The organism is Stutzerimonas sp. KH-1 (assembly GCF_054483855.1).
In genome coordinates, this window is record NZ_CM137011.1 from 3430898 (window position 1) to 3455134 (window position 24237).

Below are 24237 nucleotides of genomic sequence, written 5' to 3' on the forward strand. Positions count from 1 at the left end.
CGGCCGATCCCTACTGCAGGATCGGCGACCGGTTCATGGCTTCAGGACCACCTTGATGCAGCCGTCATGCTTGTCGCGGAAGGTCTTGTACATCTCCGGACCCTGCTCGAGGCTGACGCTGTGAGTGATGACGAAGCTCGGATCGATCTGCCCCTCCTGGATGCGGTTGAGCAGGTCGTCGGTCCAGCGGTTGACGTGGGTCTGGCCCATGCGGAAGGTCAGGCCCTTGTTCATCGCGGCACCGAACGGGATCTTGTCGATCAGCCCGCCATAGACGCCGGGAATCGAGATGATCCCTGCCGGACGGCAGACGTAGATCATTTCGCGCAGCACGTGCGGCCGGTCGCTCTCGAGCATCAGCGCCTGCTTGGCGCGGTCGTACATCGAATCGATCGAACGCGCCGCGTGCGCCTCCATGCCCACCGAGTCGATGCACTTCTCCGGACCCTTGCCGCGGGTCAGCTCCTTGAGCCGCTCGAGCACGCTTTCCTCGTCGAAGTTGATGGTGATGGCGCCGCCGGCGCGGGCCATGGACAGCCGCTCGGGCACGTTGTCGATGCAGATGACCTGCTCGGCGCCCATCATGATCGCGCTGCGGATGGCGAACTGGCCGACCGGGCCGGCGCCCCATATCGCCACCGTGTCGGTGGGCTGGATATCGCACTGCGCCGCGGCCTGCCAGCCGGTGGGCAGGATGTCGCCGAGAAACAGCACCTGCTCGTCGGTCAGGCCATTGGGGATCACCACCGGGCCGACATCGGCGTAGGGCACGCGCACATACTCGGCCTGGCCGCCGGCATAGCCGCCGGTGAGGTGGGTGTAGCCGTAGAGCCCGGCGGTGGTATGGCCGAACACCTTGTCGGCGATGTCCTTGTTGCGATTGGTACGCTCGCAGACCGAGAAATTGCCGCGCCGGCACTGGTCGCATTCGCCGCAGACGATGGTGAAGGGCACCACCACGCGGTCGCCGACCTTGAGCTTCTTGTTCGCCGAGCCGACCTCCATCACTTCGCCCATGAACTCGTGGCCCATGATGTCGCCGTGCTGCATGCCGGGCATGAAGCCGTCGTACAGGTGCAGGTCGGAGCCGCAAATGGCGCAGGAACTGACCTTGATGATGGCGTCGCGCGGGTCCTCGATGGAGGGATCGGGGACGTGGTTGTCGCAGCGGATGTCGTGCTTGCCGTGCCAGCGAAGGGCTCTCATGGACAATCTCCTGATCGGGTGTGCGGAAACGCCGCCTGGTCAGGGCACGGTGAAAACGATGGTTCCGTTCTCACATGGCCTATGAATGTTCCTTTGCTGCCTCTGTCGCTCCTCTGCGGCCGGTGCGGCGTGCTGTCAGGATTTAGTAAGCAGCGCCGGACGAGAGTTGCCCGCTGGCCGACGGGCTGCATGCCCGCCACGCCGCAGCGGGCGGTGAGCGCAACGGCATCCGTCCCTAGTGGCGGTCGCGCCCGAGCGCGGCGTAGCCGTCACGGTAGCTGGCGAACCGCGGCTTCCAGCCTAGGGCTCGGGCCCGAGCGTTGCTGCAGCGCTTGCTGCCGGCACGGCGGGTCATGCTCTGCTCGGCCCAGTGGGTGACGCCCAGCCGCTCGCGCAGCCAGTCGACCACCTCGTGCAGCGGCGCCGGGTCATCGTCGACACCCAGGTAACAGGGCTGCAGCGCAGCACCACTGGCGTCGCTCTGCAGCAGGAAAGCCAACAGGGCAGCGGCATCGTCGCGGTGAATGCGGTTGCTGTACTGCGGCGGATCGCGCTCGACCCGCAGGCCGGCACGCACCTGGTTCTGCAGCCAGGGGCGACTCGGGTCGTACAGCCCGCCCATGCGCACGCAGGTGGCCGGCAGGCCGCAGCCGAGGGCCAGTTGCTCGGCCTCGAGCATGACCTGCCCGGTGAAGCCGGTCGGCTCGGTGGGCGAATCCTCGTCGATCCATTCGCCGTCGCGCTGGGCATAGACGCCGGTGCTGGAAACGAACAGCAGACGGCGCGGCTGCTGTTCATGCTGTCGCAGCCAGCGAAGCACGTTGCGCAGCCCCTCGACATAGGCCTGACGATAGCCGGCCTCATCATGCTCGGTGGCGGACGCGGCATAGACCAGATAATCCAGCCCGCCGTTAGGCCAGCAGCGCGGACAGGTGGGATCGGTCAGGTCGCCCTTGACCGGCAGGATCGGCACCGGCAGCTCGGCGGCGTTGCGCCGCAGACCGTACACCCGCCAGCCGTCACGGCCGAGCTGCAGGCCCAGGCGACTGCCCACGTCGCCGCAACCGGCGATCAATACGCTAAGGCGCTTGCCCATCTTCTGCTCCCTCAGTGGTACCCGAACGCGGGCCGTATGCAATGGAGTGTACCGGCTTTCCACGCATGCCACTGGTTGGTTAAGGGCTACGCAAAAGGCTATGCTTGCCGGCAATCTGATGGATGCTGACTATGACTCTGACCGAACTGCGCTACATCGTCACCCTCGCCCAGGAACAGCACTTCGGCCGTGCCGCCGAGCGCTGCCACGTCAGTCAGCCGACCCTTTCGGTTGGCGTGAAGAAGCTCGAGGACGAGCTGGGTGTACTGATCTTCGAACGCACCAAGAGCGCCGTGCGCCTGACCCCCGTGGGCGAAGGCATCGTCACCCAGGCACAGAAGGTGCTGGAGCAGGCGCAGAGCATTCGCGAGCTGGCCCAGGTCGGCAAGAACCAGCTGGCGGCACCGCTCAAGGTGGGTGCGATCTACACCGTCGGCCCCTACATGTTCCCGCACCTGATCCCGCAGCTGCACCGCGTGGCGCCGGACATGCCGCTGTATATCGAAGAGAATTTCACCCACGTCCTGCGCGACAAGCTGCGCACCGGCGAGCTGGACGCGATCATCATCGCCTTGCCGTTCCAGGAAGCCGACGTGCTGACCAAGCCGCTGTATGACGAGCCGTTCTACGTGCTGATGCCGGCCGATCACCCGTGGACCGCCAAGGAAACCATCGACGCCGACATGCTCAACGACAAGTCGCTGCTGCTGCTCGGCGAGGGCCATTGTTTCCGCGATCAGGTACTCGAAGCCTGCCCGACCACCCGCAAGGGCGAGGCGGCCAGCCACACCACGGTCGAATCCAGTTCGCTGGAAACCATCCGCCACATGGTCGCCTCGGGCCTGGGCGTGTCGATCCTGCCGCTGTCGGCAGTCGAGAGCCACCACTACTCCCCCGGCGTACTGGAAACCCGCCCACTGACGCCGCCGGTGCCATTTCGCACCGTGGCGATCGCCTGGCGCGCCAGCTTCCCGCGGCCCAAGGCCATCGAGATCCTCGCCGACTCGATCCGCCTGTGTTCGGTAGGCAAGCCGCCGTCGGCGAAAGCCTGAGGCCATGAGCGAACTGGCGACCGTTCCGGTCACCGCACTCAAGGGCGTTGGCGCCGCACTGGCCGAGAAGCTCGCCAGGGTCGGCCTGGAAACCCTGCAGGACGTGCTCTTCCACCTGCCGCTGCGCTACCAGGACCGTACCCGCGTGGTGCCCATCGGCGCGCTACGCCCGGGGCAGGACGCGGTGATCGAAGGCGTGGTATCCGGCGCCGATATCGTCATGGGCCGCCGCCGCAGCCTGCTGGTGCGCCTGCAGGACGGCAGCGGCACGCTGAGCCTGCGCTTCTACCACTTCAGCCAGGCGCAAAAAGAAGCGATGAAGCGCGGCACCCAGCTGCGCTGCTATGGCGAAGCCCGTCCCGGGGCCTCGGGACTGGAGATCTACCATCCCGAATACCGCGCGCTGACCGGCGAGCCGGCGCCGGTGGAACAGACCCTGACGCCGATCTACCCAACCACCGAGGGCCTGACCCAACAGCGCCTGCGCAACCTCAGCGAGCAGGCGCTGAGCCGACTCGGCCCGCACAGTCTGCCGGACTGGCTGCCGGCGGAGCTGGCCCGCGAGTACCGGCTCGGCCCGCTGGATCAGGCCCTGCGCTACCTGCACCGGCCGCCACCGGACGCCGATCTGGAGGAGCTCGCCGAGGGCCGCCACTGGGCCCAGCATCGCCTGGCCTTCGAAGAGCTGCTGACCCATCAGCTGTCGCTGCAGCGCCTGCGCGAGCGGGTACGCGCCCAGCAGGCACCACAACTGCCGCCGGCGAAAAGGCTGCCGCAGCGCTTTCTCGCCAACCTCGGCTTCAGCCCCACCGGCGCGCAGCAGCGCGTCGGCGCCGAGATCGCCTATGACCTGGCCCAGCACGAGCCGATGCTGCGCCTGGTGCAGGGCGACGTCGGCGCCGGCAAGACCGTGGTGGCCGCCCTTGCCGCCCTGCAGGCGCTGGAAGCCGGTTACCAGGTGGCGCTGATGGCGCCCACAGAAATCCTCGCCGAGCAGCACTTTCTCAACTTCAGCAAGTGGCTCCAACCGCTCGGCATCGAGGTCGCCTGGCTGGCCGGCAAGCTCAAGGGCAAGGCCCGCGCCACAGCGCTGGAGCAGATCGCCGGCGGCTGCCCGATGGTGGTCGGCACCCATGCGCTATTCCAGGACGAGGTGGTGTTCAAGCGCCTGGCCCTGGTGATCATCGACGAGCAGCACCGCTTCGGCGTGCAGCAGCGCCTGGCCCTGCGCCAGAAGGGCATTGATGGCCGGCTCTGCCCGCATCAGCTGATCATGACCGCCACGCCTATTCCGCGCACCCTGGCGATGAGCGCCTACGCCGATCTCGATACCTCGATCCTCGACGAACTGCCGCCGGGCCGCACTCCGGTCAACACCCTGGTGATCGCCGACAGCCGCCGCCTGGAGGTGATCGAGCGGGTGCGCATCGCCTGCAACGAGGGCCGCCAGGCGTACTGGGTGTGCACCCTGATCGAGGAATCCGAGGAGCTCACCTGCCAGGCCGCGGAAACCACCTTCGAGGATCTATCCGCTGCCCTCGTGGGCCTGCGTGTCGGGCTGATTCACGGCCGCATGAAGCCGGCCGAGAAGGCCGCGGTGATGGAGCAGTTCAAGCGCGGCGAGCTACAACTGCTGGTCGCTACCACGGTGATCGAGGTCGGGGTCGACGTGCCTAATGCCAGCCTGATGATCATCGAGAACCCGGAGCGCCTCGGCCTGGCCCAGCTGCATCAGCTGCGCGGGCGGGTCGGCCGCGGCAGTGCAGCAAGTCACTGCGTACTGCTGTACCATCCGCCGCTGTCGCAGCTGGGTCGCGAGCGACTGGCGATCATGCGCGAGACCTGCGACGGCTTCCTCATCGCCGAAAAGGACCTGGAGCTGCGCGGCCCCGGCGAGATGCTCGGCACGCGCCAGACCGGCCTCCTGCAGTTCAAGGTCGCCGATTTGATGCGCGACGCCGAGCTGTTGCCAGCGGTGCGTGATGCCGCGCAGGAACTACTGGCGCACTGGCCGCAGCACGTCAGTCCGCTGCTCGAGCGCTGGCTGCGTCACGGCCAGGAATACGGTCAGGTATGACAACCATCCGTCGCCGCAACGTCCGCGCCTGACGGCTTCGCTATACTCCGGCAGGTCACCACCACGGGTCCGCTCATGAATACTGCTGTCGACACCGAAAGCTGCTCCGAACCGCCCATTCTGATCACCAAGCTGTTGAAAGACCTCGGTGTGAGTTACCAGATCCAGCGCGATCGCCCCAACTTTCCTGCCGCGCAACGGGTTCAGGCGGTCCTCCTGGATGACGCCATCGGCGCGATGCTGGTGCTGTTCCCGCAGGACCATCTGCTCGATCTGGCACGCCTGGCCGAACTCACCGGCCGGGAACTCGCTGCGGTCAAACCAGAGCGGCTGGCGCGCATGCTCGCCAAACACGAGCTGAGCCGCTTGCCCGGCGTACCCTCGCTGACCAGCTCGCCCTGCCTGTACGAAGAGCGCCTGCTGCAGCAACCAAGGCTGCTGTTGGAGTCCGGCCAGCTCGGCATGCTGGTGGAGGTCAGCAGCAGCGATTTCAAGCGCATGCTGAGCAAGGCCAGCGCCGGCAACTTCGCCGTGCCGCTGAGCGGCATCCGGCCGAACCTCGACCGCCCGCACGACGACCGTGCGGAGATCAGCCAGGCGGTGCAGAGCTTCACCGCGCGGCGCATCCAGAAGCGCCTGGAAGAGACCATCGAGATCCCGCCGCTGTCGCATACCGCACAGAAGATCATCAAGTTGCGCGTCAACCCCGATGCGACCGTCGACGACATCACCGGTGTGGTGGAGACCGACCCGGCGCTGGCGGCGCAGGTCATCAGCTGGGCCGCATCACCCTACTACGCCGCCCCAGGGCGCATCCGCTCGGTGGAAGATGCCATCGTCCGCGTGCTGGGCTTCGACCTGGTGATCAACCTCGCCCTCGGCCTGGCGCTGGGCAAGACCCTCAGCCTGCCGAAGGACCAACCGCAGGACGCCACGCCCTACTGGCAACAGGCGATCTACACCGCTGCGGTGATCGAGGGGCTGACCCGCGCCATTCCCCGCGAACAACGCCCGGAGCCGGGCCTGAGCTACCTGGCCGGGCTGCTGCACAACTTCGGCTACCTGGTCCTGGCGCACGTCTTCCCGCCGCATTTCTCGCTGATCTGCCGGCATCTGGAAGCCAACCCGCACCTGTCGCACAGCCATGTCGAACAGCATCTGCTGGGCATCACCCGCGAGCAGATCGGCGCCTGGCTGATGCGTCTGTGGGGCATGCCCGAGGAGCTCGCGGCCGCCCTGCGCTTCCAGAACGACCCCGGCTACGACGGCGACGATGCGGCCTATCCGAACCTGGTCTGTCTGGCAGTACGCATGCTGCGCAATCGCGGCATAGGCAGCGGACCGGATACGCTAATTCCCCAGCAACTGTTCGACCGCCTCGGCATCAGCCGCGAGCGAGCCGACGACGCGGTGGCCAAGGTGCTCGCCGCGGAGGCCGCACTGCGGGCACTGGCCATGCAGTTCAATTCGCCACACTGACGACCGCCGGCGCTGCCGGGTTGCGCGTATAGCCGCCAGCCCGACGGCATGCGGCCGGTGCGTTTCAACTACCGGCGCGAAAGGTCACCCGGGCGTTGACCAGACCATCTCCGGCACGCTCCAGGCTGACCTCGACAACGCTGACGCCTTGTCCCTGCAGCGTATCGAACCAGCGCAAGAGCAGCGCATAGGACGCGCCGGGCAGGCTCACCTGCAGGCCGCCATCGCTGCTGTTGTCGAAACTTTCGATCCGCAGATTGCCCTGCTGCGCGCTCTCGGTGATCACACCCTGCAACTGCTCCGGCGCCAGCTCGACCTGGTTGCTGCGCTCCATCTGCCGCGCCAGTTCGGTGTTCTGCTCCATGTAGGCATGCAGTTCGCGCTGCGCCTGGTAATACTCGCGGGCGTCGGTAGCCTGACGCTGGGCCGGCAGCCACAGCCAGAGATAGAACAGCACGGCGAGCAGGAAGGCACCGAGCAGGCTCAGCGAGGTGCGCTCGCGGGGTGCCAGACGCTGCCAGCGCTGCCAAAGCGGCGAATCCGCGAGGCGCACGGCCAGTTGTTGCTTGAGATTCATCATCAGCCTCCGATCACCACCCGCGCACTGACACCATCGCCTTCGCGACTGGCCGAGCCCAGCTGCACGCTCTGACCGGTATCACCCAGGCGTTGGCGCAATGTTTCCAGCGTGGGAAAGTCCATGGCCTGCACCTGCAACGCCAGGTCGCCACGGTCCTGGTTGTAATCGAGCTGGCCGATGGTCACCGGAATGCCGTCCTCCAGGGCCGCGGCGGCATGATCGAGCAGACGCAGAAAGCCGGCCTGTCCTCCGCTGCCGCGCGCCAGGTGATCATCGAACTGCGCGCGCATGTTGACGATGCGGGTGTCCTCGGGAAACAGCTCTCGGTACAGCGCCAGGCTGGCCTCGGCGTAGGCGTCGCCCTGGCGCTGGAAGTACCAGGCCTGGCCCAGGTTGAAGCCCAGCTGCACCAGCAGGATCAGCCCGGCGACGGCGAACAGCGGTTTCCAGTATCCGAGGCCGGTGTTGCCGACCTCCACGGCGAAGTCGCCTTGGGCAAGGTTGATCGCCGCCGCGCGCTGCGCGGCGAGAAACGCATAGGGGTCGTCCACCTGCCGGTAGTCGTCGAGCGCCAGCGGCGGCTCGGCCACGTTGCCCTGTGCGTGCCAGGGTGCCGGGCAGAGCGTGGCGAGCTGCGGCCAGTCCGCGCCGGCGAAGGCCAGCCGGGTCTCGCCCTCGCCGCCGAGCAGGCCACGCTCACCGATGAACAACAGCTGCGTGCCCTCCCGCGGCAGCAGATCGGCGTCGACATGAATCGCCACGATCAGCAGGCCGAGCTCGCGCAACTGGCCAAGCCAGTCATCCAGCAGCTGGCGGCGGATCGCCACGACCCGCAGGCGGCCGTCTGGCAGTGCTTCGCCGAGGGCCAGATGCAGATCGTCGACGTTTTCCGCCAGCAGCTCCTCGGCGGCATAGGCCAGCGCCTGCTGCATCCAGCGCGCCTTGCGCGTCGGCAGGGTGATGGCGAAGAAGCTGCAGACCTCTGTCGGCAGGATCAGGCTGATGGCGCCGGCCGCGCTGCAGTCGCCCAGCGGCTGCCAGCGGCCGGGTTCATCCTTGGGCAGCCAGTAGACGCGGGTCTCGGCGTCGAGCCGGGCCGGGCAATCGGCGGGCAGAAACAGGCAATCCATGGTCTAGCGTTCTCCGTCGGATGGGAGGGTCTGCCGGGCAGGCTGACCGAGATTTCGCGCGAGCACACGGACGCTGCCGTCCTGCTCGCGTTGCAACAGGCTGACCAGCGCCAGCCGGCGGTCGCCCAGGCGCACTTCGCTGGTGGCCTGGAAGAATTGACTGCCAACCGCCAGCGCAGTGCCCTGCAGCGTAGTGCCGGCCAGCGCCGGCTGCGCGAGAAACGCCGCGCTGTTGCGAAACGGCACGGCGCGGCGCAGCTCAACCAGCGACTCGGCCGCACCCAGGCTGAGGTTGTCGCTCAAGCTGGAGAGCACCATCGCGCTGGCCGTGTTGACGTTCAACGGCACGTTCGGCGGCAGCGCGACGACGTAGGGTGCCAGCCGCTGGAAATCCTCTTCACGCATGTCCAGCAACAGGCGCAGCTCGGACAGATCATGCAAGCGGCGACCGGCGCTGCGATAGGGCGTATCGAGGCCGAGATAGACGTTGTCTTCGGCTCCCAGCTCACCGCTCGGCTGCTGGTCGGGATCGATCCAGTCGAGCAGGCGCTCGGCATAGGGCGCGCTGATCTGCAGACGCAGCAGCAGCCGGCGGAATTGCTCGACCGCGGCGGGGTTGGGCTGCTGGTCGCGCAGCAGGTCGTTGAGGTTGAAGCGTCCGGCGAGATCCTCGATACGCACGAGGATCTCGCCCTGATCGATCTCGAACGCCGGCAGCGGCTGCGCCCAGGGTTCGAGCAGATGATCGATCGCGGCGGCGCCAGGCTCGCCGCCCTTCAGGTCGCGGGCCAGTATCGCCTGCGCCAGCGCCTCGCCGCCCAGGGCGTAGTGCCAGGCCTGGCGTGCCTGCAGCTGGTTGCTGCTGGCACGAATGCTCAGCTGCTGGCGCGCCACCATTGCCGCGCTGACCACGGTGACGATGGCCACCACCAGCAGCACGGTGATCAGCGCCACGCCGCGCTGACGACTCATTGCGGCAGCTCCCCTTCGAACGGCTCGGGCACACCCTCGGCGCCGGGCAATGCCTGCTGCATCGTCTGCTCGGCGGCATCGGGCAGGCGCAGCAGACGGGTGATGCGGCCGTAGCGGGCGTGATCGACACTCAGCTCCAGGGCGACCGGCAGGCGTTCGGCGGCGTTCTCCGGGCTACCGCGGCCGAAATCGAACGGCGGCCACTCTTCGTGCCACACGGTGTCCTCGTCGAGGTAGCGCAGCTGCAGGCCCTGGACATTGTCCAGCACGCGTTGCACGCGCGGTTCGCTGTCGATGTCGCGGTCCAGCACCACCCAGTAGACGCGCTCGAGGTTATCGCCGGCCAGACGCCAGCGCACCCGCTGCAGATTGGCGCGCCGCAGCCCGGTGGGATTGCGCCAGCCGGCGCGGGTCAACTCCAGCACCGGCGCGCCATCCTCACCACCCAACTGGCCGATAAAGGCGTTGCGTTCGTCGCCGAAACCGTCGCGAATCGGCCGCCCGACCACCTGCTGCAGGTCGCGTTCGAATGCCCACACCGCGCGGCTCAGCTCGCGCAATTGCAGTTCCTGCGCACGCACCGCCTCGTCGCTCTGCAGCACCGCTTCGAGCATGCGATAGGTGCCGAGGCCCAGCAGCGCGAACAGGGCGATGGCGATCAGCAGTTCGAGCAGGGTGAAACCGGCACTGGTGCGCGCGTGAGCGTTCATTGGCGCGCGGCTCCTGGGCCGACACCGATGAAGCCGGTGAGGCTGGTGACCGCGCGCTCGGGTAGCGGGTCGCTGCGGCCACGCGATGTCTGCAGCGCCACCCAGACAGTCACCCGCAGCAGGCCCGGATCGGCGCTGGCCTCAATTTCACTGAGGGTCTGCCACTGGCGGCCGCCGTATTCCAGCGCCTGGGTTTCGCGGCCGATGGCAGGCGGGGTCTGCTGCAACTGCAGTTCGCTGATGCGGTTATCGGCGATCCAGCCGGCCAGGGTCAGTTCTTCCAGGCGTCCGGCATTGCTCAGGCTGCGCCCGGCCGCGGTGAGCACCACCGCCGAAACGCTGGCGAAGATCGCCAGCGCCACCAGCACTTCCAGCAGGGTGAAACCGCGGCCAACCCTGGCCAGAGATGCTCTCATCGCCTGTCTCCGAGCGGCTCGGCCTCGGGCAGGCGGAAGCCGTCGCTGGCGATCAGCCAGGCGTCGCCGCCCGACTTGCGCTCGGACAGACGCAGGCTGAACGGCGACAACTCGCCACTGGAGAGAATCAGCAACTGCGGCTCCAGCCGCGGCGCGCGGCGTGCGGATCGCTCGCTGTCTTGGGACAACCCGGCGCGATCATCTTCGCGCCGGATCGGAGCCAGCAGTTCCAGCGGCGTGCCGTCCAGTTCCAGGTCCAGGCGCATCCACTCCGGCACCTTGTGCACCTTGCGCCGCTCGACGTCCAGCCAGCGCGTGGTTGCCTCGTCGTAACGCAGTACACGATAGCCCTCGCTGTTGACCAGCAGGCCGTATTCGCGACTGTCGAGCACCGCCTCGTCGCTGAGCACACCGATCAGCGCCGCCAGCCGACGCGCCTCGTCACGCAGCTCGCGCGAGGTGCTCGAGCCTCCGACGCTGAGCACCGCCACGCTGACCAGAATGCCCAGCAGGACGATCACCACCAGCAGTTCGATCAGCGTGAAGGCGCGGGCGCGTTGCCGCATCGATTACAGGTCCCAGTTACCGATGTCGGCGTTTAGATCGCTGCCGCCCGGCTTGCCGTCGGCGCCGAAGGAATAGAGGTCGAACTGGCCCTGGGTGCCTGGCGACAGGTACTGGTAGTCGTTGCCCCACGGGTCCTTGGGCAGGCGCTTGAGGTAACCGTCGCGGTTCCAGTTCTTCGGTTGCGGGTTGCCGGAAGGCTTCTTCACCAGCGCATCCAGGCCCTGCTGGGTGCTCGGATAGGCGAAATTGTCCAGCTTGTACATGTCCAGCGCCGCGGCGATGGCCTTGATATCGCCCTTCGCCACGGTGACCTTGGCCTGGTCCGGGCGGCTCATCACCTGCGGCACCACCAGCGCGGCGAGGATGCCGAGAATGACCACCACCACCATGATCTCGATGAGGGTGAAGCCCCCTTGCGTACGTCGTTGCAACTTCATTGTCGTTACCCCACCAGTTGGTTGAGAGAGAGGATCGGCATCAGGATGGCCAGCACGATGACCAGCACCACCGCCCCCATGAACACCAGCATGAACGGCTCGAACAGGCCGACCAGCAATGACACCTGGGCGGCAAGGTCGTTCTCCTGATTGCGCGCGGTTCGCGCCAGCATCTGATCCAGTTCACCGGATTTCTCCCCGCTGGCGATCATGTGCAGCATCATCGGCGGGAATTCCCCGGTGGCATCCAGCGCACGGGTCAGGCTGCTGCCTTCACGCACCTTCTGCGCCGCCTCGACCACCCGCTCGCGGATGCGCAGGTTGGCGATCACCGCAGCGGCGATGGACAGCGCCTCCACCAGCGGCACGCCGCTGCGTGTCAGGATCGCCAGAGTGGAGGCGAAGCGCGCCGTGTTGGTCGCCCGGCTCAGCCGACCGATCAGCGGTATCCGCAGGATGAACGCATGCCAGCGCAGGCGCAGCGCCGGGTCGCGCAGGGCGGCACGCATGGCAAGGAACGCGCCGACGAGGCCGAGCACGATCAGCCAGCCCCAGTTCTTCACCACGTCGCTGGTGGCGATCAGCCCGCGGGTCAGCGCCGGCAGTTCCTGCCCGGTGTTGACGAACACCTTGACCACGTCCGGCACCACGTAGCCGAGCAGCAGCACGACGATGGCCAGCGAGGCGACCATCAGGATTACCGGATAGAGCAGCGCCAGCTGGATCTTCTGCCGCGACTGCTGACGCTGGTCGGTGTAGTCGGCCAGTTGATCGAGCACCAGCCCGAGATGGCCGGCATGTTCGCCGGCCGCCACGGTGGCGCGATAGAGCTCGGGAAAGGCCGACGGATATTCGCGCAGCGCCGCGGCCAGGCTGTGGCCCTCCATCACCCGCGCACGCACGGCCAGCAGCATCGACTTGATCTTCGCCGAGGTGGATTGCGCGGCCGCCGCGCGCAGGGCCTCCTCGATGGGCAGCGCAGCCTGCACCAGCGTCGCCAGCTGCCGGGTGACCAATGCCAGATCGCGCGCCGACAGGCCGCGGCCGAAGCTGAAACCGCCGCGACTGACGTCTTCCTTGGACTTGGCCTGCTTCACCTCCAGCGGCGCCCACTGCTTCTCGCGCAGCAGCTGGCGCGCCTGACGCGGGCTATCGGCCTCGATCAGCCCCTTCTGCTCGCGGCCGCGGGGGTCGAGGGCGAGGTATTCGAAGGCGGCCATCAGGCGGTCTCCAACAGCGGCGATCCGCGGTGACCGCTTCCACAAAGGCATTGCACAGTCGACGGAGCGGCCGCGAATGGCGCCACCATGCGACGTCGGTCAGGCTGCGGATGCCTCTGCAGGCGCGTCGGAAGCAACCTCATCCCCTCACTCCTCACGCGTCACCCTCAGCACCTCCTCGATGGTGGTCACCCCCTCGCGCACCTTGCGCAGCCCGTCCTCGCGGATGCTCGGGCCCAGTACCCGGGCATGGCGCAGCATGTCCTGCTCGCTGGCACGGGTGTGCACCATGGTGCGCAGGGTGTCGTCGAACAGCACCAGCTCATAGATGCCGGTACGCCCGCGGTAACCGAGGCCACGGCATTGCTCGCAGCCTTCGGCGTGGTACAGCGTCGGCGCCTCGGCTGGGCTGACGCCGAGCAGCTCGCACTCGGCGGCATCGGCGATGTAGGCGCGTTTGCAGTCATTACACAGCACCCGCACGAGGCGCTGGGCCAGCACGCCGAGCAGCGACGAGGAGATCAGAAACGGCTCGACGCCCATGTCCACCAGGCGCGTGACGGCGCCGATGGCGCTGTTGGTGTGCAGCGTGGAGAGCACCAGGTGGCCGGTGAGCGAGGCCTGCACGGCCATGTCGGCGGTTTCCTGGTCGCGGATCTCGCCCACCATCACCACGTCCGGGTCCTGGCGCAGGATGGCGCGCAGGCCGCGGGCGAAGGTCATGTCGACCTTGGTGTTGACCTGGGTCTGGCCGATGCCTTCGAGGTGGTACTCGATGGGATCCTCGACGGTGAGGATGTTGCGCGTACGGTCGTTGAGGGTCGTCAGCGCGGCATAGAGCGTGGTGGTCTTGCCTGAACCGGTTGGGCCGGTGACCAGGATGATGCCGTGGGGCTTCTTCACCGCCTGCTCCAGCTGGCGGCGGTCCTGCTCGTTCATGCCGAGATGACGCAGGGTCAGGCGCCCGGCCTGCTTGTCCAGCAGACGCAGCACCACCCGCTCGCCGTTGGCCGAGGGCAGCGTGGAAACGCGGATATCGACTTCGCGACCGCCGACCCGCAGCGAGATACGCCCATCCTGCGGAATGCGCTTCTCGGCGATGTCCAGCTTGGCCATGACCTTAATCCGCGACACCAGCAGCGCCGCCAGCTCGCGCTTGGGCTGCACCACTTCGCGGAGGATGCCGTCGACGCGGAAGCGGATCACCAAGCGCTTCTCGAAGGTTTCGATGTGGATATCCGAGGCGTTCTCGGCAATCGCCTCGCCGAGGATCGCGTTGATCAGGCGGATGATCGGCGCGTCGTCCTCCTGCTCCAGCAGGTCCTCGGTTTCCTGGATCTGATCGGCCAGGCTGGCCAGGTCGAGGTCGTTGCCCAGCCCCTCGACCATCAGCATCGCCGCCGATGAATCGTGCTGGTAGGCGGCACCGAGCGCCTGATCGAAATCCGCCTGGGCCAGCCACTGCATCGGCAGACGCATGCCAACGACCCGCTGCGCCTCCTGTACGGCAGTCAACGCGGCGCCCTCGCGCAGGCCGAGGTGCAGCTCGCCGCCACGCTCCAGCAGGATCACACCGTGCCGACGCGCAAAGGCGAACGGCAGGCGGCGCTGGGCCGGCTGTTCGAGCAGCGTGGTGACTTCGTTTACATCGAGTTCGGGCATCGTCCAGCTCCACCAGCGACACGCAGCGACCCGACGTCACTGCGTTCGAAACACTCCAATCGGGTCCAACCAGCCTAGTTGGACTACAAGGATTGAATGACATTTCAACGTGCGCGCGTTTTTCCCGCATATCGACTTAACCCGACACCAAGGTCGGAGATGCTTGGCACCGCTGACGAATACCCCGTCAATGGCGCGTCATTCATGATGCGGCCGTGTCGTGTGCCTGGCGCGGACGAATTGGTCGTACGCAGAGCCAAACAGGACGCAATCTGCAGCGAAGCACGGAAAACAGGCAGTCATCCTGCGACCGGCGCGTCAAATACAATCGTTTGATTGAAACAGTTGTTTGATTTTTTCAAGGCTTGCAGAATGCCGCGCCGGGCGATCCGTTTTTGCGCATCGCCCGGCTGGCTTCACCTGTTCCACACCCCGTTCGCCAGAGCAGCGAGCGGGTGAAAAGCACGTCGGTGCGCGGTTCGCCGCAGTACCGGTCATGATCACGCAGGAGAACAACAACAATGCACATCGGTGTTCCTCTCGAAACCCACTCCGGGGAGACGCGCGTCGCCGCGACCCCGGAAACCGTCAAGAAACTGATCGGCCAAGGGCACCGGGTGACGCTGCAAAGCGGCGCCGGGTTGCTTTCCAGCGTGCCGGACAGCGCCTATGAAGCGGTCGGCGCAACCATCGGTGATGCGGCCGCGGCCTTTGCCGCCGAGCTGGTGCTGAAGGTCAATGCGCCGGACGAGGCCGAACTGGCGCAGATGCAGTCCGGCAGTGTGCTGCTGGGCATGCTCAACCCGTTCGACAATGCCTGCATCGCGCGCATGGCTGCCCGCGGCATCACCGCCTTCGCCCTGGAGGCCGCGCCGCGTACGTCCCGTGCACAGAGCCTGGACGTGCTCTCGTCGCAGGCCAACATCGCCGGCTACAAGGCGGTGCTGGTCGGTGCCCATCACTACCCGCGCTTCATGCCGATGCTGATGACCGCCGCCGGTACGGTGAAGGCCGCGCGCGTGCTGATCCTCGGCGCCGGCGTCGCCGGGCTGCAGGCCATCGCCACGGCCAAGCGCCTGGGTGCGGTGGTCGAGGCTTCGGACGTGCGCCCGGCGGTGAAGGAGCAGATCGAATCGCTCGGCGCCAAGTTCGTCGACGTGCCGCTGGAGACTGACGAAGAGCGCGAATGCGCCGAAGGCGTCGGCGGCTATGCACGGCCGATGCCGGCCTCGTGGATGGCGCGTCAGGCGCAGGCGGTGCACGAGCGTGCGCTGCAGTCGGACATCGTCATCACCACCGCGCTGATCCCCGGCCGCAAGGCGCCGACGCTGCTGCAGGAAGCCACCGTCGAGCAGATGAAGCCCGGCTCGGTGATCGTCGACCTGGCGGCCGGGCATGGCGGCAACTGCCCGCTGACCGAGATCGATCAGGTGGTGGTGCGCCACGGCGTGACCATCGTCGGTCACGCCAACCTGGCGACGCTGGTGCCGGCCGACGCCTCGGCGCTGTACGCGCGCAACCTGCTGGATTTCCTCAAGCTGGTCATCGACAAGGACGGCCAGTTCCAGCTCAACCTCGAAGACGACATCGTCGCCGCGTGCCTGATGTGCCGCGACGGCCAGGTCGTGCGGACCAACGGTTAAGGGAGACGCGAACATGGATCTGATTTCGGACGGCATCTACAACCTGATCATCTTCGTGCTGGCGATCTACGTCGGCTACCACGTGGTCTGGAACGTCACCCCGGCCCTGCACACGCCGCTGATGGCGGTCACCAACGCGATCTCGGCGATCGTCATCGTCGGCGCCATGCTGGCCGCCGCGCTCACCGTCACCCCGCTGGGCAAGGCCATGGGCACGCTCGCCGTGGCGCTGGCCGCGGTCAACGTGTTCGGGGGCTTCCTGGTCACCCGGCGCATGCTGGAAATGTTCAAGAAGAAGGACCGCAGCGCGGCCAAGGCGGAGGGCAAGTAAGCCATGAGCATGAACCTGATCACCCTGCTCTATCTGGTCGCCTCGGTGTGCTTCATCCAGGCGCTGAAGGGTCTGTCCCACCCCACCACGTCACGCCGCGGCAACCTGTTCGGCATGATCGGCATGGGTATCGCGGTGCTCACCACCGTGGGCCTGATCTTCAAGCTCGGCAGCGAGCTGGCCACCGCCGGCATCGGCTACGTGATCGTCGGCCTGCTGATCGGCGGCAGCGTCGGCACCGTCATGGCCAAGCGCGTCGAGATGACCAAGATGCCCGAGCTGGTCGCCTTCATGCACAGCATGATCGGCCTGGCCGCGGTGTTTATCGCGATTGCCGCGGTGGTCGAGCCGCAGTCGCTGGGCATCGTCGAGCAGATCGGCTACGCGATTCCGGTGGGTAACCGCCTGGAGCTGTTCCTCGGCGCAGCCATCGGTGCCATCACCTTCTCCGGTTCGGTGATCGCCTTCGGCAAGCTGTCCGGCAAGTACAAGTTTCGTCTGTTCCAGGGTGCCCCGGTGGTATTCAAGGGCCAGCACATGGTCAACATGGCCGTGGGCCTGGCGATCATCGGCCTGGGCCTGGTCTACACCTTCACCGGCAACCTGACCGCCTTCGCCATCCTGGTGGCGCTGGCCTTCGTCATCGGCGTGCTGATCATCATCCCCATCGGCGGTGCGGACATGCCGGTGGTGGTGTCCATGCTCAACAGCTACTCGGGCTGGGCGGCCGCCGGTATCGGCTTCTCGCTGAACAACTCGATGCTGATCATCGCCGGCTCGCTGGTGGGCTCTTCCGGCGCGATCCTCTCGTACATCATGTGCAAGGCGATGAACCGCTCGTTCTTCAACGTGATCCTCGGCGGCTTCGGTGCCGACGCCGATGCCGGTGGCCCGGCGGGCGCGCAGCAGGAGCGCAACGTGAAGTCCGGTTCGGCCGACGACGCCGCCTTCCTGCTGACCAACGCCGACACCGTGATCATCGTGCCCGGCTACGGCCTGGCGGTGGCCCGCGCGCAGCACGCGCTGATGGAGCTGGCCGAGAAGCTGACGCACATGGGCGTGACCGTGAAGTACGCGATCCATCCGGTCGCCGGCCGCATGCCGGGGCACATGAACGTGCTGCTGGCCGAAGCCGAGGTGCCCTACGAGCAGGTCTTCGAGATGGAGGACATCAACTCCGAGTTCGGCCAGGCCGACGTGGTGCTGGTGCTCGGCGCCAACGACGTGGTCAACCCGGCGGCGAAGAACGATCCGAAGTCACCGATCGCCGGCATGCCGATCCTCGAGGCCTACAAGGCCAAGACCGTCATCGTCAACAAGCGCTCCATGGCCAGCGGCTATGCGGGCCTGGACAACGAACTGTTCTACATGGACAAGACCATGATGGTCTTCGGCGACGCCAAGAAGGTCGTCGAGGACATGGTCAAGGCCGTGGAATGATCGCCTCGCGCTGAAACGAAAAACCCCTCCCGGCCATGCCGCGAGGGGTTTTTCTTTGCCTGTTCAAAGGTCAGACGCTGAAGCCGAACACCTCGCCCAGGTGCCGCCGATAGCGTTCGACATCCGCCTCGATCTGCGGCCGTTTCATCACATCGACACTGAGGAAGGTCGGCAAGCCCTGCATGCCGAGAAACTCGTTGGCCTTGTGGAACGGCAGGTAGACGGCGTCCACGCCCTTGCCGGCAAAGAAGTCGCTGGGATCGTCGAAGGCCTGCTGCGGCGCATTCCAGGTGGCGGAAATCATGTAGCGCTTGCCCTGCAGCAGACCGCCGCTGCCGTACTTCTGCGAGGCGTCGGAGCGGGTGCGGCCGTCGTTGGCGTAGAGGCTCCCGTGACCGGCGGTGAACACCTCGTCGAGGTATTTCTTCACCGTCCAGGGTGCGCCCATCCACCAGCCGGGCATCTGATAGATCAGCGCATCCGCCCAGAGAATCTTCTCGACCTCCTGCTGCACGTCGTAGCCGGCGTCGATCTCGGTGGTGCGGACTTCGAAGCCGGCCGCCGTCAGGGTTTCGATGGCTGCCTGATGCAGTGTGGCGTTGTACTGGCCGGCGGAATGGGCGAAGGCCTTGCCGCCGTTGAGTAGCAGAATCTTCTTCATGGAAATGCCTCAGCAACAGAATGGCGCGCAGCTTAGCCACCCCTGCGCACCGCTCCCAGACCGTAACGGGCAAATGATATTTGCGCTGCAGGCACGAATCCGTCGCTGATTGGCTTCGAGTCAGCCCGCTTTTGCCACCGCTGTTGTATCTGGCCGCGCCGCATAGCGCTGCGCCAGCACCGCGCAGACCATCAGCTGAATCTGGTGGAACAGCATCAACGGCAGGATCAGCGTGCCCAGCGCGCCGCCGGCGAACAGCACCTGCGCCATGGGAATGCCGGTGGCCAGGCTCTTCTTCGAGCCGGCGAAGAGAATGGTGATGCGGTCCTCCAGATCGAAGCCCAACCAGCGCGCCACCAGCCAAGTGATTAGCAACGCCAGCGCCAGCAGCAGACAGCAGGCCAGCACCAGGCCCAGCAGCTGCGGCAGCGGCACCTGCTGCCAGATGCCCTCGACCACCGCATGGCTGAACGCGGTGTAGACCACCAGCAGGATCGAGCTCTGGTCAACGTTCTTCAGCCAGCCCTTGTTGCGCGCCACCCAGTCGCCGATCCAACGCCGCGCGATCTGCCCGGCAATGAACGGCAACAGGAGCTGCACGACGATCTTGCCGATGGCATCCAGCGTCGAGCCGCCTTCGCCCTGGGCGCCCATCAGCAGCAGCACCAGCAGCGGCGTGAGGAAGATGCCGATCAGGCTCGAAGCCGCCGCGCTGCACACCGCCGCCGGGATATTGCCGCGCGCCAGCGAGGTGAAGGCGATCGCCGACTGCACCGTGGCCGGCAAGGCACATAGGTAGAGCATGCCCAGGTACAGCTCGGCGCCGATCATCGGCGTCAGCAGCGGACGCAGCGCCAGGCCGAGCAGCGGGAACAGCACGAAGGTGCAGCTGAACACCAGCAGATGCAGGCGCCAATGGCCCATGCCGGCGAGGATCGCACTGCCCGATAGCTTGGCGCCGTGCATGAAGAACAGCAGGCCGATGGCCAGGTTGGTGATCCACTCGAACACCGCCACGCCTTGCCCGCGCGCTGGCAGCAGCGTGGCGATGGCCACCGCACCGAGCAGGGCCAGAGTGAAGTTGTCCGGTAACAAGCGAGGTCTGGCCATCGGCGCTCCTGATTGTGTGGCTTGCGGCAGGTTGCCAGCGAGTCTACTGTCGCCCTGGATATCCGACTAACGCCATAAGCCAGACAAATGTCGAGAAAAGGACAAAGCGGCCTCGTGCAACGCAGCATCCCAGCCATGGATGCACTGCCGCGCCCGCTGTTCGCCCGCAGCGAATCCCTGGCCGAACGGACCACCACGCCGCGCCACAGCCATCCGTGGGCACAGCTGTCCTACGCCATCAGCGGCGTGCTGCGCGTGCATACCGAGCGCGGGCGCTTTCTCGCTCCGCCGCAGCGCGCCATCCTGATTCCGCCGGGCCTGCTGCATGAGGTAATCAGTTCGCCGCAGACCGAGATGCGCAGCCTGTACATCGACCAGCACGCCTTGGCTTGGGCGCCCGAGCATTGCCAGGTGCTCGCGGTCAGCCCGCTGCTGCGCGAGCTGATCCGCGCCTTTGGCGCACTGCCGGCGGAGTACGACGAGCAAGGTGCAGAAGGCCGCCTGGCAGCGGTGCTGCTGGACCAGCTGCGGGCGGCGCCGGCAATCGGCTATTCGCTGCCCTGGCCCGGGGATGCCCGGCTGCGTCGGCTGTGCGAAGCGCTCTATGAGCAGCCCGACCTTTCACTCAGCCTGAAACAATGGAGCGAGCGCCTCAAGGTCTCGGAGAAAACTCTGACCCGCCAATTCCAGCGCGACACCGGCCTCAACTTCCGCGCCTGGCGCCAGCGTCTGCGCCTGCTCAGCGCGCTCCCTCTGCTGGAGCAGGGCCAGCCGGTTACTGACGTCGCCCTGGCGTGCGGCTACGAATCCACCTCGGCGTTCATCGCCGCGTTCGGTCAACAGTTCGGCACTACGCCGGGTGCGTTGGCACGCGCACCGGACCGATAAGCAGCGCAGCGAGAACAGTTGGCGCATTCGCGACCAATACAGTTGCAGCCATTCTCGAACTGCACCGGCACAATCGAGAATCCCTGTGGCTGTTGCACTTGCCTGACGCGCGCGATCCTGTTCTCCCATAACCCGCACCCGGTCACACCGGGAAGGAGCGCAGCATGGACCGCACGCTATCTCGTCCTTATGTCGCCACCCGCGCCCGGCGCAACTGGCTACAGCTGCTGCAAGTATTGCAGCGCTGGCAACGCAACTACCGTACCCGCCAGCAACTGGCGCAGCTCGACGACCGCCAGCTGGCGGATGTCGGCATCAGCCATAGCGAGCGCTCGGCAGAGCTGGACAAGCCGTTCTGGCGCTGAGGCGTTCTTCTGCGCTCGCCGATTCGAGCTATGTTGCCTGCTACAAGGCCGTAGCGACGGGAACGTCGTACCCATGGCGCGGTCTAGAGCCTCACCACTGGAGATCTGCCATGTCCCGAATCCTGCTTCCCTTCCTCGCCGCCGGCCTGCTGCTGAGTGGAGGCGCGTCCGCGGCCAGCTTCACCGCTACCACCGACATGGTGGTCGGCGGCCTGATCAACACTGTCGATGCCACCTCGGACCTCACTTCATCCCTGCGCGACGACAAGCTGGCGCTCGACGCCCGGGACGACGCCGCACGCTTTGTCGCCAGCCGTGGCGATCTGCGCGGCGTCCATCTCGAAGCGGCGCTGCGCCACATTCGTAGCCAGCAGCCGCAGTTGCAGGCCAGCGATCTGCAACTGGCTCAGGCGATCCTGGCGCTCTGATGCATGCAGCAGCATAAGCGCTGCTGCAACCTGAGGAAGCAACCGAGCGCTGGCTCTGCAGCCAGCGTTTCGCTAGCCTTGGCGCCGTTTTTCCCGGCGACAGGTTCCGCATGCGTTCGTATTCAATCGTTCTCTTATTTCTCGGCCTCGCCGCTGGTACCGCCCAGGCTTTCGATGTCACCACCGCGGGTGTCGTGCAGACCAGCTATGTCAGCAGCCAGCTGACCAGCGCTCCCTTCGACAACAAGCTGATCGCCGAGGCCCGCGAAGACGCGGCCGGTTTCGTCGCCAGCGAAGGTCAGCTCACCGCGGCTCGCCTGCAAGCCGCCATGGCGCGGCTGCGCCAGGAGCACCCGGAGCTTGCCGCCAGCGACCTGGAACTGGCCGAAGCGATCCTCGTCCAATAACCGCCCCGGCCTGCCGGTGCCCAGACCCGAGAGAGATTCCATCGATGAACAAGCTATTGCTCGCCGCCCCGCTGGCGCTGGCCGTCGCCGCGGGCACAGCCCAGGCGCAGACCCTCGTGGCCACCAGCAACATCGTCGTGCGTGCCCTGGACCGCAGCATCAACTTCACATCCGACGTGACCAGCCGCATCAGTGACATGAAGGTCGTCGTCGAGGCGCGTGAAGACGCCGCCAGCTTCGTCGCCAGCGCCGGCGAGATCCGCGGTGCCCATCTGGAAGCGGCGATCGGCACCCTGCGCAGCGAGTTCCCCGCAGCGCGCAACGCCAGCGACCTGCAACTGGCCGAAGCCATCCTCGCGCTGTGACCCGCCTCGGCGTCTGGCTGCTGGCGAGCGGCCTGAGCCTGGCCAGCATCGCGGCTCATGCCGAGCTGCGCCTGGTTCTCGACTCACGCACGCTGGACGCCGAGCAACGCGCCGCCAGCCAGGCGCTGCTGGACGAAGCAATGGCCGCACTGCCACCCCGCCTGGTGCAGAGCCTCGATCGCGAGGTGCGCGTGCAATGGCGCGACAACCTGCCGGAACAGGCCTATGGCCGCGCCGGCGGCAAGCGCCTGGAGCTCAATCAGCGCCTGCTGCCGGCGCTCACCGACGGCAGCGCCGCCAACGAGAAAACCCATCGTCCCCACGGCACGGTGCGCCGCGAGCTGCTCGCCACCGTCATTCATGAAGTGGCGCATCTGTACGATCGCGCGCGCCTGTGGTCGCCGGATCAACACCTGCTGCAGGGCCATTGCCGTCAGCGCGCCAGCAATCTCGGACAGATCGGGCTGCCGGACGACTGCCGCGGGCAGACCGACCGCCGCTTCACCCTCAGCGACGACCCGCGCCTGCTCGATCTGGCCGGCTGGCCGCAACGGGTCGGCAAGCGCGGCCTGCGCGAACAGGACAACGCACAGCTGGCGCGCAGTCCCGATCCGTACGAGCTGACCAGCCCGCTGGAATTCGTCGCGGTGAATCTCGAATACTTCCTGCTCGACCCCAACTACGCCTGCCGCCGCCCATCCCTGCACCGCTACTTCAGCGAGCACTTCGGCTGGGCACCGGAGCCTGCCGACTGCACGCCGGGCTACCCCTTCCTCAACGCCGGTCGCGAGTTCGGCCGCACGCCCCTGTTGAGCCTTGACCCTGCACGTGTCTACGAGGTCGACTACCTGTTCGCCGAAGCCAACGACGCCTGGGTCAGCCGCTGGGGCCATAGCATGCTGCGCCTGGTCATCTGCGCGCCCGGCCGCGAGCCCGGCCCCGCTTGTCGACTCGATCTGGACCACCACCTGGTATTGTCCTTCCGCGCCTTCGTCGATGACGTGCAGCTCTCCAGCTGGGACGGCCTCACCGGCGTTTACCCTTCGCGGCTGTTCATTCTGCCGCTGGGCCAGGTGATCGACGAATACACCAAGGTGGAGCTGCGCGGGCTGGCCTCGGTGCCCTTGAAACTGCACCCCCAAGAGATTCGCCAGCTGGTCGAGCGCAGCGCCGAACTGCACTGGAGCTACGACGGCGACTACTACTTCCTGTCCAACAACTGCGCGGTGGAAACCCTGAAACTGCTGCGCAGCGGCACGGCGCGCAGCGATCTGGTCGCACTGGACAGCATCATGCCCAACGGGCTGCTGGAAGTTCTCATCCACCGCGGCCTGGCCGACGCCAGCGTGCTCGACGACGCCCGCGAGGCGCTGCGTCTGGGCTACCGCTTCGACTCCTACCGCGACCGCTACCAGGCCATGTTCGCCGTGCTCAAGGAACGCCTGGGCCTACCACAGCACAGTGTCGAGCAGTGGCTCGAGCTCGACGCGGCCGAACGCCAGCCATGGATCGACCGCGCGGACCTGCGTGCCGCCGCCGCCCTGCTGCTGGTCGAGCAGGCCGCCCTGCGCCGTCAACTGCTGCTCGCCCAGGATGAGCTGAAGAACCGCTACCTCGGCGGCCGCGGCCGCGACGCCAGCCTGAACAAGGCCGACGGCGCCCTGCAGGAAATCCTCGCCAGCAGCGGCTACCTCAGCCGCCCGGCCGAACTGCTCGACGGCGACGGCTACGGCCTGCCACAACCCAACGAATGGACCCGCCTCGAACGCGAGAGCGAACAACGCCAACTACGCTTGAATCAGCTGAGCGAAGAACTGGACCAGGAAGTCCGGGTGCTGCTGGGCGATGAGCGGCGGGAGGAACTCGAAGCGATCGAAGTGAACCTGGCCCAGATCGGCGAGCATCTGCGTGGGTTGCACAAGGCTGGGGGTGGGCTGGAGTTGCCTTAAAAGCTGGTTCCGATAGGCCTACCGGGAACTATAGGACGGCATATGG

25 protein-coding genes are annotated in these 24237 nt (G+C 66.7%); 12 read left to right on the plus strand and 13 right to left on the minus strand.

All coding sequences use genetic code 11. The annotated features are described in order from the left end of the window. Positions 1-33: 33 nt before the first annotated feature. Positions 34-1206 (minus strand): zinc-dependent alcohol dehydrogenase, encoded by a 1173-nt coding sequence (locus tag ACX1DW_RS16570; protein ID WP_011911384.1) that lies wholly within the window; start codon positions 1204-1206, stop codon positions 34-36. Between the two features lie 235 nt (positions 1207-1441). Beyond that, complete coding sequence (locus tag ACX1DW_RS16575; protein ID WP_458991923.1) at positions 1442-2302, minus strand: NAD-dependent epimerase/dehydratase family protein; 861 nt, start codon at positions 2300-2302, stop codon at positions 1442-1444. Positions 2303-2433: 131 nt separating this feature from the next. Between ACX1DW_RS16575 and ACX1DW_RS16580 the strand changes: the two genes are divergently transcribed. The 3 genes from ACX1DW_RS16580 to ACX1DW_RS16590 all read left to right on the plus strand — a co-directional run bounded on the left by ACX1DW_RS16580 (position 2434) and on the right by ACX1DW_RS16590 (position 6910). Continuing rightward, positions 2434-3354 carry a hydrogen peroxide-inducible genes activator gene (locus tag ACX1DW_RS16580; RefSeq protein WP_108241253.1) on the plus strand — a complete coding sequence of 307 codons (921 nt, stop codon included), beginning with the start codon at positions 2434-2436 and terminating at the stop codon, positions 3352-3354. A gap of 4 nt (positions 3355-3358) precedes the next feature. Further along, positions 3359-5431: an ATP-dependent DNA helicase RecG gene (gene recG, locus ACX1DW_RS16585; protein ID WP_458991924.1), complete on the plus strand. Its 2073-nt coding sequence runs from the start codon at positions 3359-3361 to the stop codon at positions 5429-5431. 75 nt (positions 5432-5506) lie between these two features. Then, positions 5507-6910, plus strand: coding sequence for an HDOD domain-containing protein (locus ACX1DW_RS16590; RefSeq protein WP_458991925.1), 1404 nt, complete (start codon positions 5507-5509; stop codon positions 6908-6910). 64 nt (positions 6911-6974) lie between these two features. Here the strand turns inward: ACX1DW_RS16590 and ACX1DW_RS16595 are convergent, their stop codons facing one another. The 9 genes from ACX1DW_RS16595 to gspE form a co-directional block, all read right to left on the minus strand. Continuing rightward, the gene (locus ACX1DW_RS16595; RefSeq protein ID WP_458991926.1) at positions 6975-7490 is read right to left on the minus strand and encodes a type II secretion system protein M; all 516 of its coding nucleotides are present in this window, start codon (positions 7488-7490) and stop codon (positions 6975-6977) included. Further along, positions 7490-8620: a type II secretion system protein GspL gene (gene gspL / locus ACX1DW_RS16600; RefSeq protein ID WP_458991927.1), complete on the minus strand. Its 1131-nt coding sequence runs from the start codon at positions 8618-8620 to the stop codon at positions 7490-7492. The genes ACX1DW_RS16595 and gspL overlap by 1 nt, the downstream gene beginning before the upstream one ends. A 3-nt stretch (positions 8621-8623) precedes the next feature. Further along, the gene (gene gspK, locus ACX1DW_RS16605; RefSeq protein ID WP_267936309.1) at positions 8624-9592 is read right to left on the minus strand and encodes a type II secretion system minor pseudopilin GspK; all 969 of its coding nucleotides are present in this window, start codon (positions 9590-9592) and stop codon (positions 8624-8626) included. Then, a complete protein-coding gene (gene gspJ / locus ACX1DW_RS16610; protein ID WP_458991928.1) occupies positions 9589-10302 on the minus strand; it encodes a type II secretion system minor pseudopilin GspJ in 714 nt (237 codons plus the stop codon). Before gspJ ends, gspK begins: the two co-directional genes overlap by 4 nt. Continuing rightward, on the minus strand, positions 10299-10718 hold the full coding sequence (gspI, locus tag ACX1DW_RS16615) for a type II secretion system minor pseudopilin GspI (protein WP_458991929.1): 420 nt from the start codon (positions 10716-10718) through the stop codon (positions 10299-10301). Before gspI ends, gspJ begins: the two co-directional genes overlap by 4 nt. Next, positions 10715-11284: a type II secretion system minor pseudopilin GspH gene (gene gspH / locus ACX1DW_RS16620; RefSeq protein ID WP_394375311.1), complete on the minus strand. Its 570-nt coding sequence runs from the start codon at positions 11282-11284 to the stop codon at positions 10715-10717. Before gspH ends, gspI begins: the two co-directional genes overlap by 4 nt. 3 nt (positions 11285-11287) lie before the next feature. Next, entirely contained in the window at positions 11288-11722 is a 435-nt protein-coding gene (gene gspG, locus ACX1DW_RS16625) for a type II secretion system major pseudopilin GspG (RefSeq protein WP_003284145.1), read from the minus strand. A gap of 5 nt (positions 11723-11727) precedes the next feature. After that, complete coding sequence (gene xcpS / locus ACX1DW_RS16630) at positions 11728-12942, minus strand: GspF family T2SS innner membrane protein variant XcpS (protein WP_013981326.1); 1215 nt, start codon at positions 12940-12942, stop codon at positions 11728-11730. Positions 12943-13089: 147 nt separating this feature from the next. Further along, a complete protein-coding gene (gene gspE / locus ACX1DW_RS16635) occupies positions 13090-14604 on the minus strand; it encodes a type II secretion system ATPase GspE (RefSeq protein WP_368852132.1) in 1515 nt (504 codons plus the stop codon). Positions 14605-15125: 521 nt separating this feature from the next. Between gspE and ACX1DW_RS16640 the strand changes: the two genes are divergently transcribed. From ACX1DW_RS16640 to ACX1DW_RS16650, 3 genes are read left to right on the plus strand one after another with little or no spacing between them, the layout of a single operon-like run. Then, the gene (locus tag ACX1DW_RS16640) at positions 15126-16247 is read left to right on the plus strand and encodes a Re/Si-specific NAD(P)(+) transhydrogenase subunit alpha (RefSeq protein ID WP_312954904.1); all 1122 of its coding nucleotides are present in this window, start codon (positions 15126-15128) and stop codon (positions 16245-16247) included. Between the two features lie 13 nt (positions 16248-16260). Next, positions 16261-16578 carry an NAD(P) transhydrogenase subunit alpha part 2 gene (locus tag ACX1DW_RS16645; protein WP_003284152.1) on the plus strand — a complete coding sequence of 106 codons (318 nt, stop codon included), beginning with the start codon at positions 16261-16263 and terminating at the stop codon, positions 16576-16578. A gap of 3 nt (positions 16579-16581) precedes the next feature. Then, positions 16582-18018, plus strand: a complete 1437-nt coding sequence (locus ACX1DW_RS16650; RefSeq protein WP_458991930.1) for an NAD(P)(+) transhydrogenase (Re/Si-specific) subunit beta — start codon at positions 16582-16584, stop codon at positions 18016-18018. 70 nt (positions 18019-18088) lie between these two features. Here ACX1DW_RS16650 and ACX1DW_RS16655 read toward each other — a convergent pair whose 3' ends face one another. Together ACX1DW_RS16655 and ACX1DW_RS16660 are read right to left on the minus strand one after the other, a co-directional pair. Next, entirely contained in the window at positions 18089-18679 is a 591-nt protein-coding gene (locus tag ACX1DW_RS16655) for an NAD(P)H-dependent oxidoreductase (RefSeq protein ID WP_014822094.1), read from the minus strand. A 120-nt stretch (positions 18680-18799) separates the two neighbouring features. Further along, positions 18800-19789: a bile acid:sodium symporter family protein gene (locus tag ACX1DW_RS16660; RefSeq protein WP_458991931.1), complete on the minus strand. Its 990-nt coding sequence runs from the start codon at positions 19787-19789 to the stop codon at positions 18800-18802. An 87-nt stretch (positions 19790-19876) separates the two neighbouring features. Here ACX1DW_RS16660 and ACX1DW_RS16665 point away from each other — a divergent pair, with 87 nt between their 5' ends. The 6 genes from ACX1DW_RS16665 to ACX1DW_RS16690 all read left to right on the plus strand — a co-directional run bounded on the left by ACX1DW_RS16665 (position 19877) and on the right by ACX1DW_RS16690 (position 24191). Beyond that, the gene (locus ACX1DW_RS16665; RefSeq protein ID WP_458991932.1) at positions 19877-20677 is read left to right on the plus strand and encodes an AraC family transcriptional regulator; all 801 of its coding nucleotides are present in this window, start codon (positions 19877-19879) and stop codon (positions 20675-20677) included. Between the two features lie 164 nt (positions 20678-20841). Then, positions 20842-21042, plus strand: a complete 201-nt coding sequence (locus ACX1DW_RS16670; protein ID WP_200596662.1) for a DUF1127 domain-containing protein — start codon at positions 20842-20844, stop codon at positions 21040-21042. A 110-nt stretch (positions 21043-21152) separates the two neighbouring features. Further along, entirely contained in the window at positions 21153-21470 is a 318-nt protein-coding gene (locus ACX1DW_RS16675) for a DUF2388 domain-containing protein (RefSeq protein ID WP_458991933.1), read from the plus strand. Positions 21471-21580: 110 nt separating this feature from the next. Continuing rightward, the gene (locus ACX1DW_RS16680; protein ID WP_063540960.1) at positions 21581-21877 is read left to right on the plus strand and encodes a DUF2388 domain-containing protein; all 297 of its coding nucleotides are present in this window, start codon (positions 21581-21583) and stop codon (positions 21875-21877) included. 44 nt (positions 21878-21921) lie between these two features. Further along, complete coding sequence (locus ACX1DW_RS16685) at positions 21922-22242, plus strand: DUF2388 domain-containing protein (RefSeq protein WP_017245875.1); 321 nt, start codon at positions 21922-21924, stop codon at positions 22240-22242. Beyond that, positions 22239-24191 carry a DUF7844 domain-containing protein gene (locus tag ACX1DW_RS16690; RefSeq protein WP_458991934.1) on the plus strand — a complete coding sequence of 651 codons (1953 nt, stop codon included), beginning with the start codon at positions 22239-22241 and terminating at the stop codon, positions 24189-24191. Before ACX1DW_RS16685 ends, ACX1DW_RS16690 begins: the two co-directional genes overlap by 4 nt. Positions 24192-24237: the final 46 nt, after the last annotated feature.

Bases quoted from the DNA above. Each gene is read 5' to 3' on its own strand.
- ACX1DW_RS16570 (WP_011911384.1), bottom strand. From the start codon at position 1,206: ATGAGAGCCCTTCGCTGGCACGGCAAGCACGACATCCGCTGCGACAAC.
- ACX1DW_RS16575 (WP_458991923.1), bottom strand. From the start codon at position 2,302: ATGGGCAAGCGCCTTAGCGTATTGATCGCCGGTTGCGGCGACGTGGGC.
- ACX1DW_RS16580 (WP_108241253.1), top strand. From the start codon at position 2,434: ATGACTCTGACCGAACTGCGCTACATCGTCACCCTCGCCCAGGAACAG.
- recG (WP_458991924.1), top strand. From the start codon at position 3,359: ATGAGCGAACTGGCGACCGTTCCGGTCACCGCACTCAAGGGCGTTGGC.
- ACX1DW_RS16590 (WP_458991925.1), top strand. From the start codon at position 5,507: ATGAATACTGCTGTCGACACCGAAAGCTGCTCCGAACCGCCCATTCTG.
- ACX1DW_RS16595 (WP_458991926.1), bottom strand. From the start codon at position 7,490: ATGATGAATCTCAAGCAACAACTGGCCGTGCGCCTCGCGGATTCGCCG.
- gspL (WP_458991927.1), bottom strand. From the start codon at position 8,620: ATGGATTGCCTGTTTCTGCCCGCCGATTGCCCGGCCCGGCTCGACGCC.
- gspK (WP_267936309.1), bottom strand. From the start codon at position 9,592: ATGAGTCGTCAGCGCGGCGTGGCGCTGATCACCGTGCTGCTGGTGGTG.
- gspJ (WP_458991928.1), bottom strand. From the start codon at position 10,302: ATGAACGCTCACGCGCGCACCAGTGCCGGTTTCACCCTGCTCGAACTG.
- gspI (WP_458991929.1), bottom strand. From the start codon at position 10,718: ATGAGAGCATCTCTGGCCAGGGTTGGCCGCGGTTTCACCCTGCTGGAA.
- gspH (WP_394375311.1), bottom strand. From the start codon at position 11,284: ATGCGGCAACGCGCCCGCGCCTTCACGCTGATCGAACTGCTGGTGGTG.
- gspG (WP_003284145.1), bottom strand. From the start codon at position 11,722: ATGAAGTTGCAACGACGTACGCAAGGGGGCTTCACCCTCATCGAGATC.
- xcpS (WP_013981326.1), bottom strand. From the start codon at position 12,942: ATGGCCGCCTTCGAATACCTCGCCCTCGACCCCCGCGGCCGCGAGCAG.
- gspE (WP_368852132.1), bottom strand. From the start codon at position 14,604: ATGCCCGAACTCGATGTAAACGAAGTCACCACGCTGCTCGAACAGCCG.
- ACX1DW_RS16640 (WP_312954904.1), top strand. From the start codon at position 15,126: ATGCACATCGGTGTTCCTCTCGAAACCCACTCCGGGGAGACGCGCGTC.
- ACX1DW_RS16645 (WP_003284152.1), top strand. From the start codon at position 16,261: ATGGATCTGATTTCGGACGGCATCTACAACCTGATCATCTTCGTGCTG.
- ACX1DW_RS16650 (WP_458991930.1), top strand. From the start codon at position 16,582: ATGAGCATGAACCTGATCACCCTGCTCTATCTGGTCGCCTCGGTGTGC.
- ACX1DW_RS16655 (WP_014822094.1), bottom strand. From the start codon at position 18,679: ATGAAGAAGATTCTGCTACTCAACGGCGGCAAGGCCTTCGCCCATTCC.
- ACX1DW_RS16660 (WP_458991931.1), bottom strand. From the start codon at position 19,789: ATGGCCAGACCTCGCTTGTTACCGGACAACTTCACTCTGGCCCTGCTC.
- ACX1DW_RS16665 (WP_458991932.1), top strand. From the start codon at position 19,877: ATGTCGAGAAAAGGACAAAGCGGCCTCGTGCAACGCAGCATCCCAGCC.
- ACX1DW_RS16670 (WP_200596662.1), top strand. From the start codon at position 20,842: ATGGACCGCACGCTATCTCGTCCTTATGTCGCCACCCGCGCCCGGCGC.
- ACX1DW_RS16675 (WP_458991933.1), top strand. From the start codon at position 21,153: ATGTCCCGAATCCTGCTTCCCTTCCTCGCCGCCGGCCTGCTGCTGAGT.
- ACX1DW_RS16680 (WP_063540960.1), top strand. From the start codon at position 21,581: ATGCGTTCGTATTCAATCGTTCTCTTATTTCTCGGCCTCGCCGCTGGT.
- ACX1DW_RS16685 (WP_017245875.1), top strand. From the start codon at position 21,922: ATGAACAAGCTATTGCTCGCCGCCCCGCTGGCGCTGGCCGTCGCCGCG.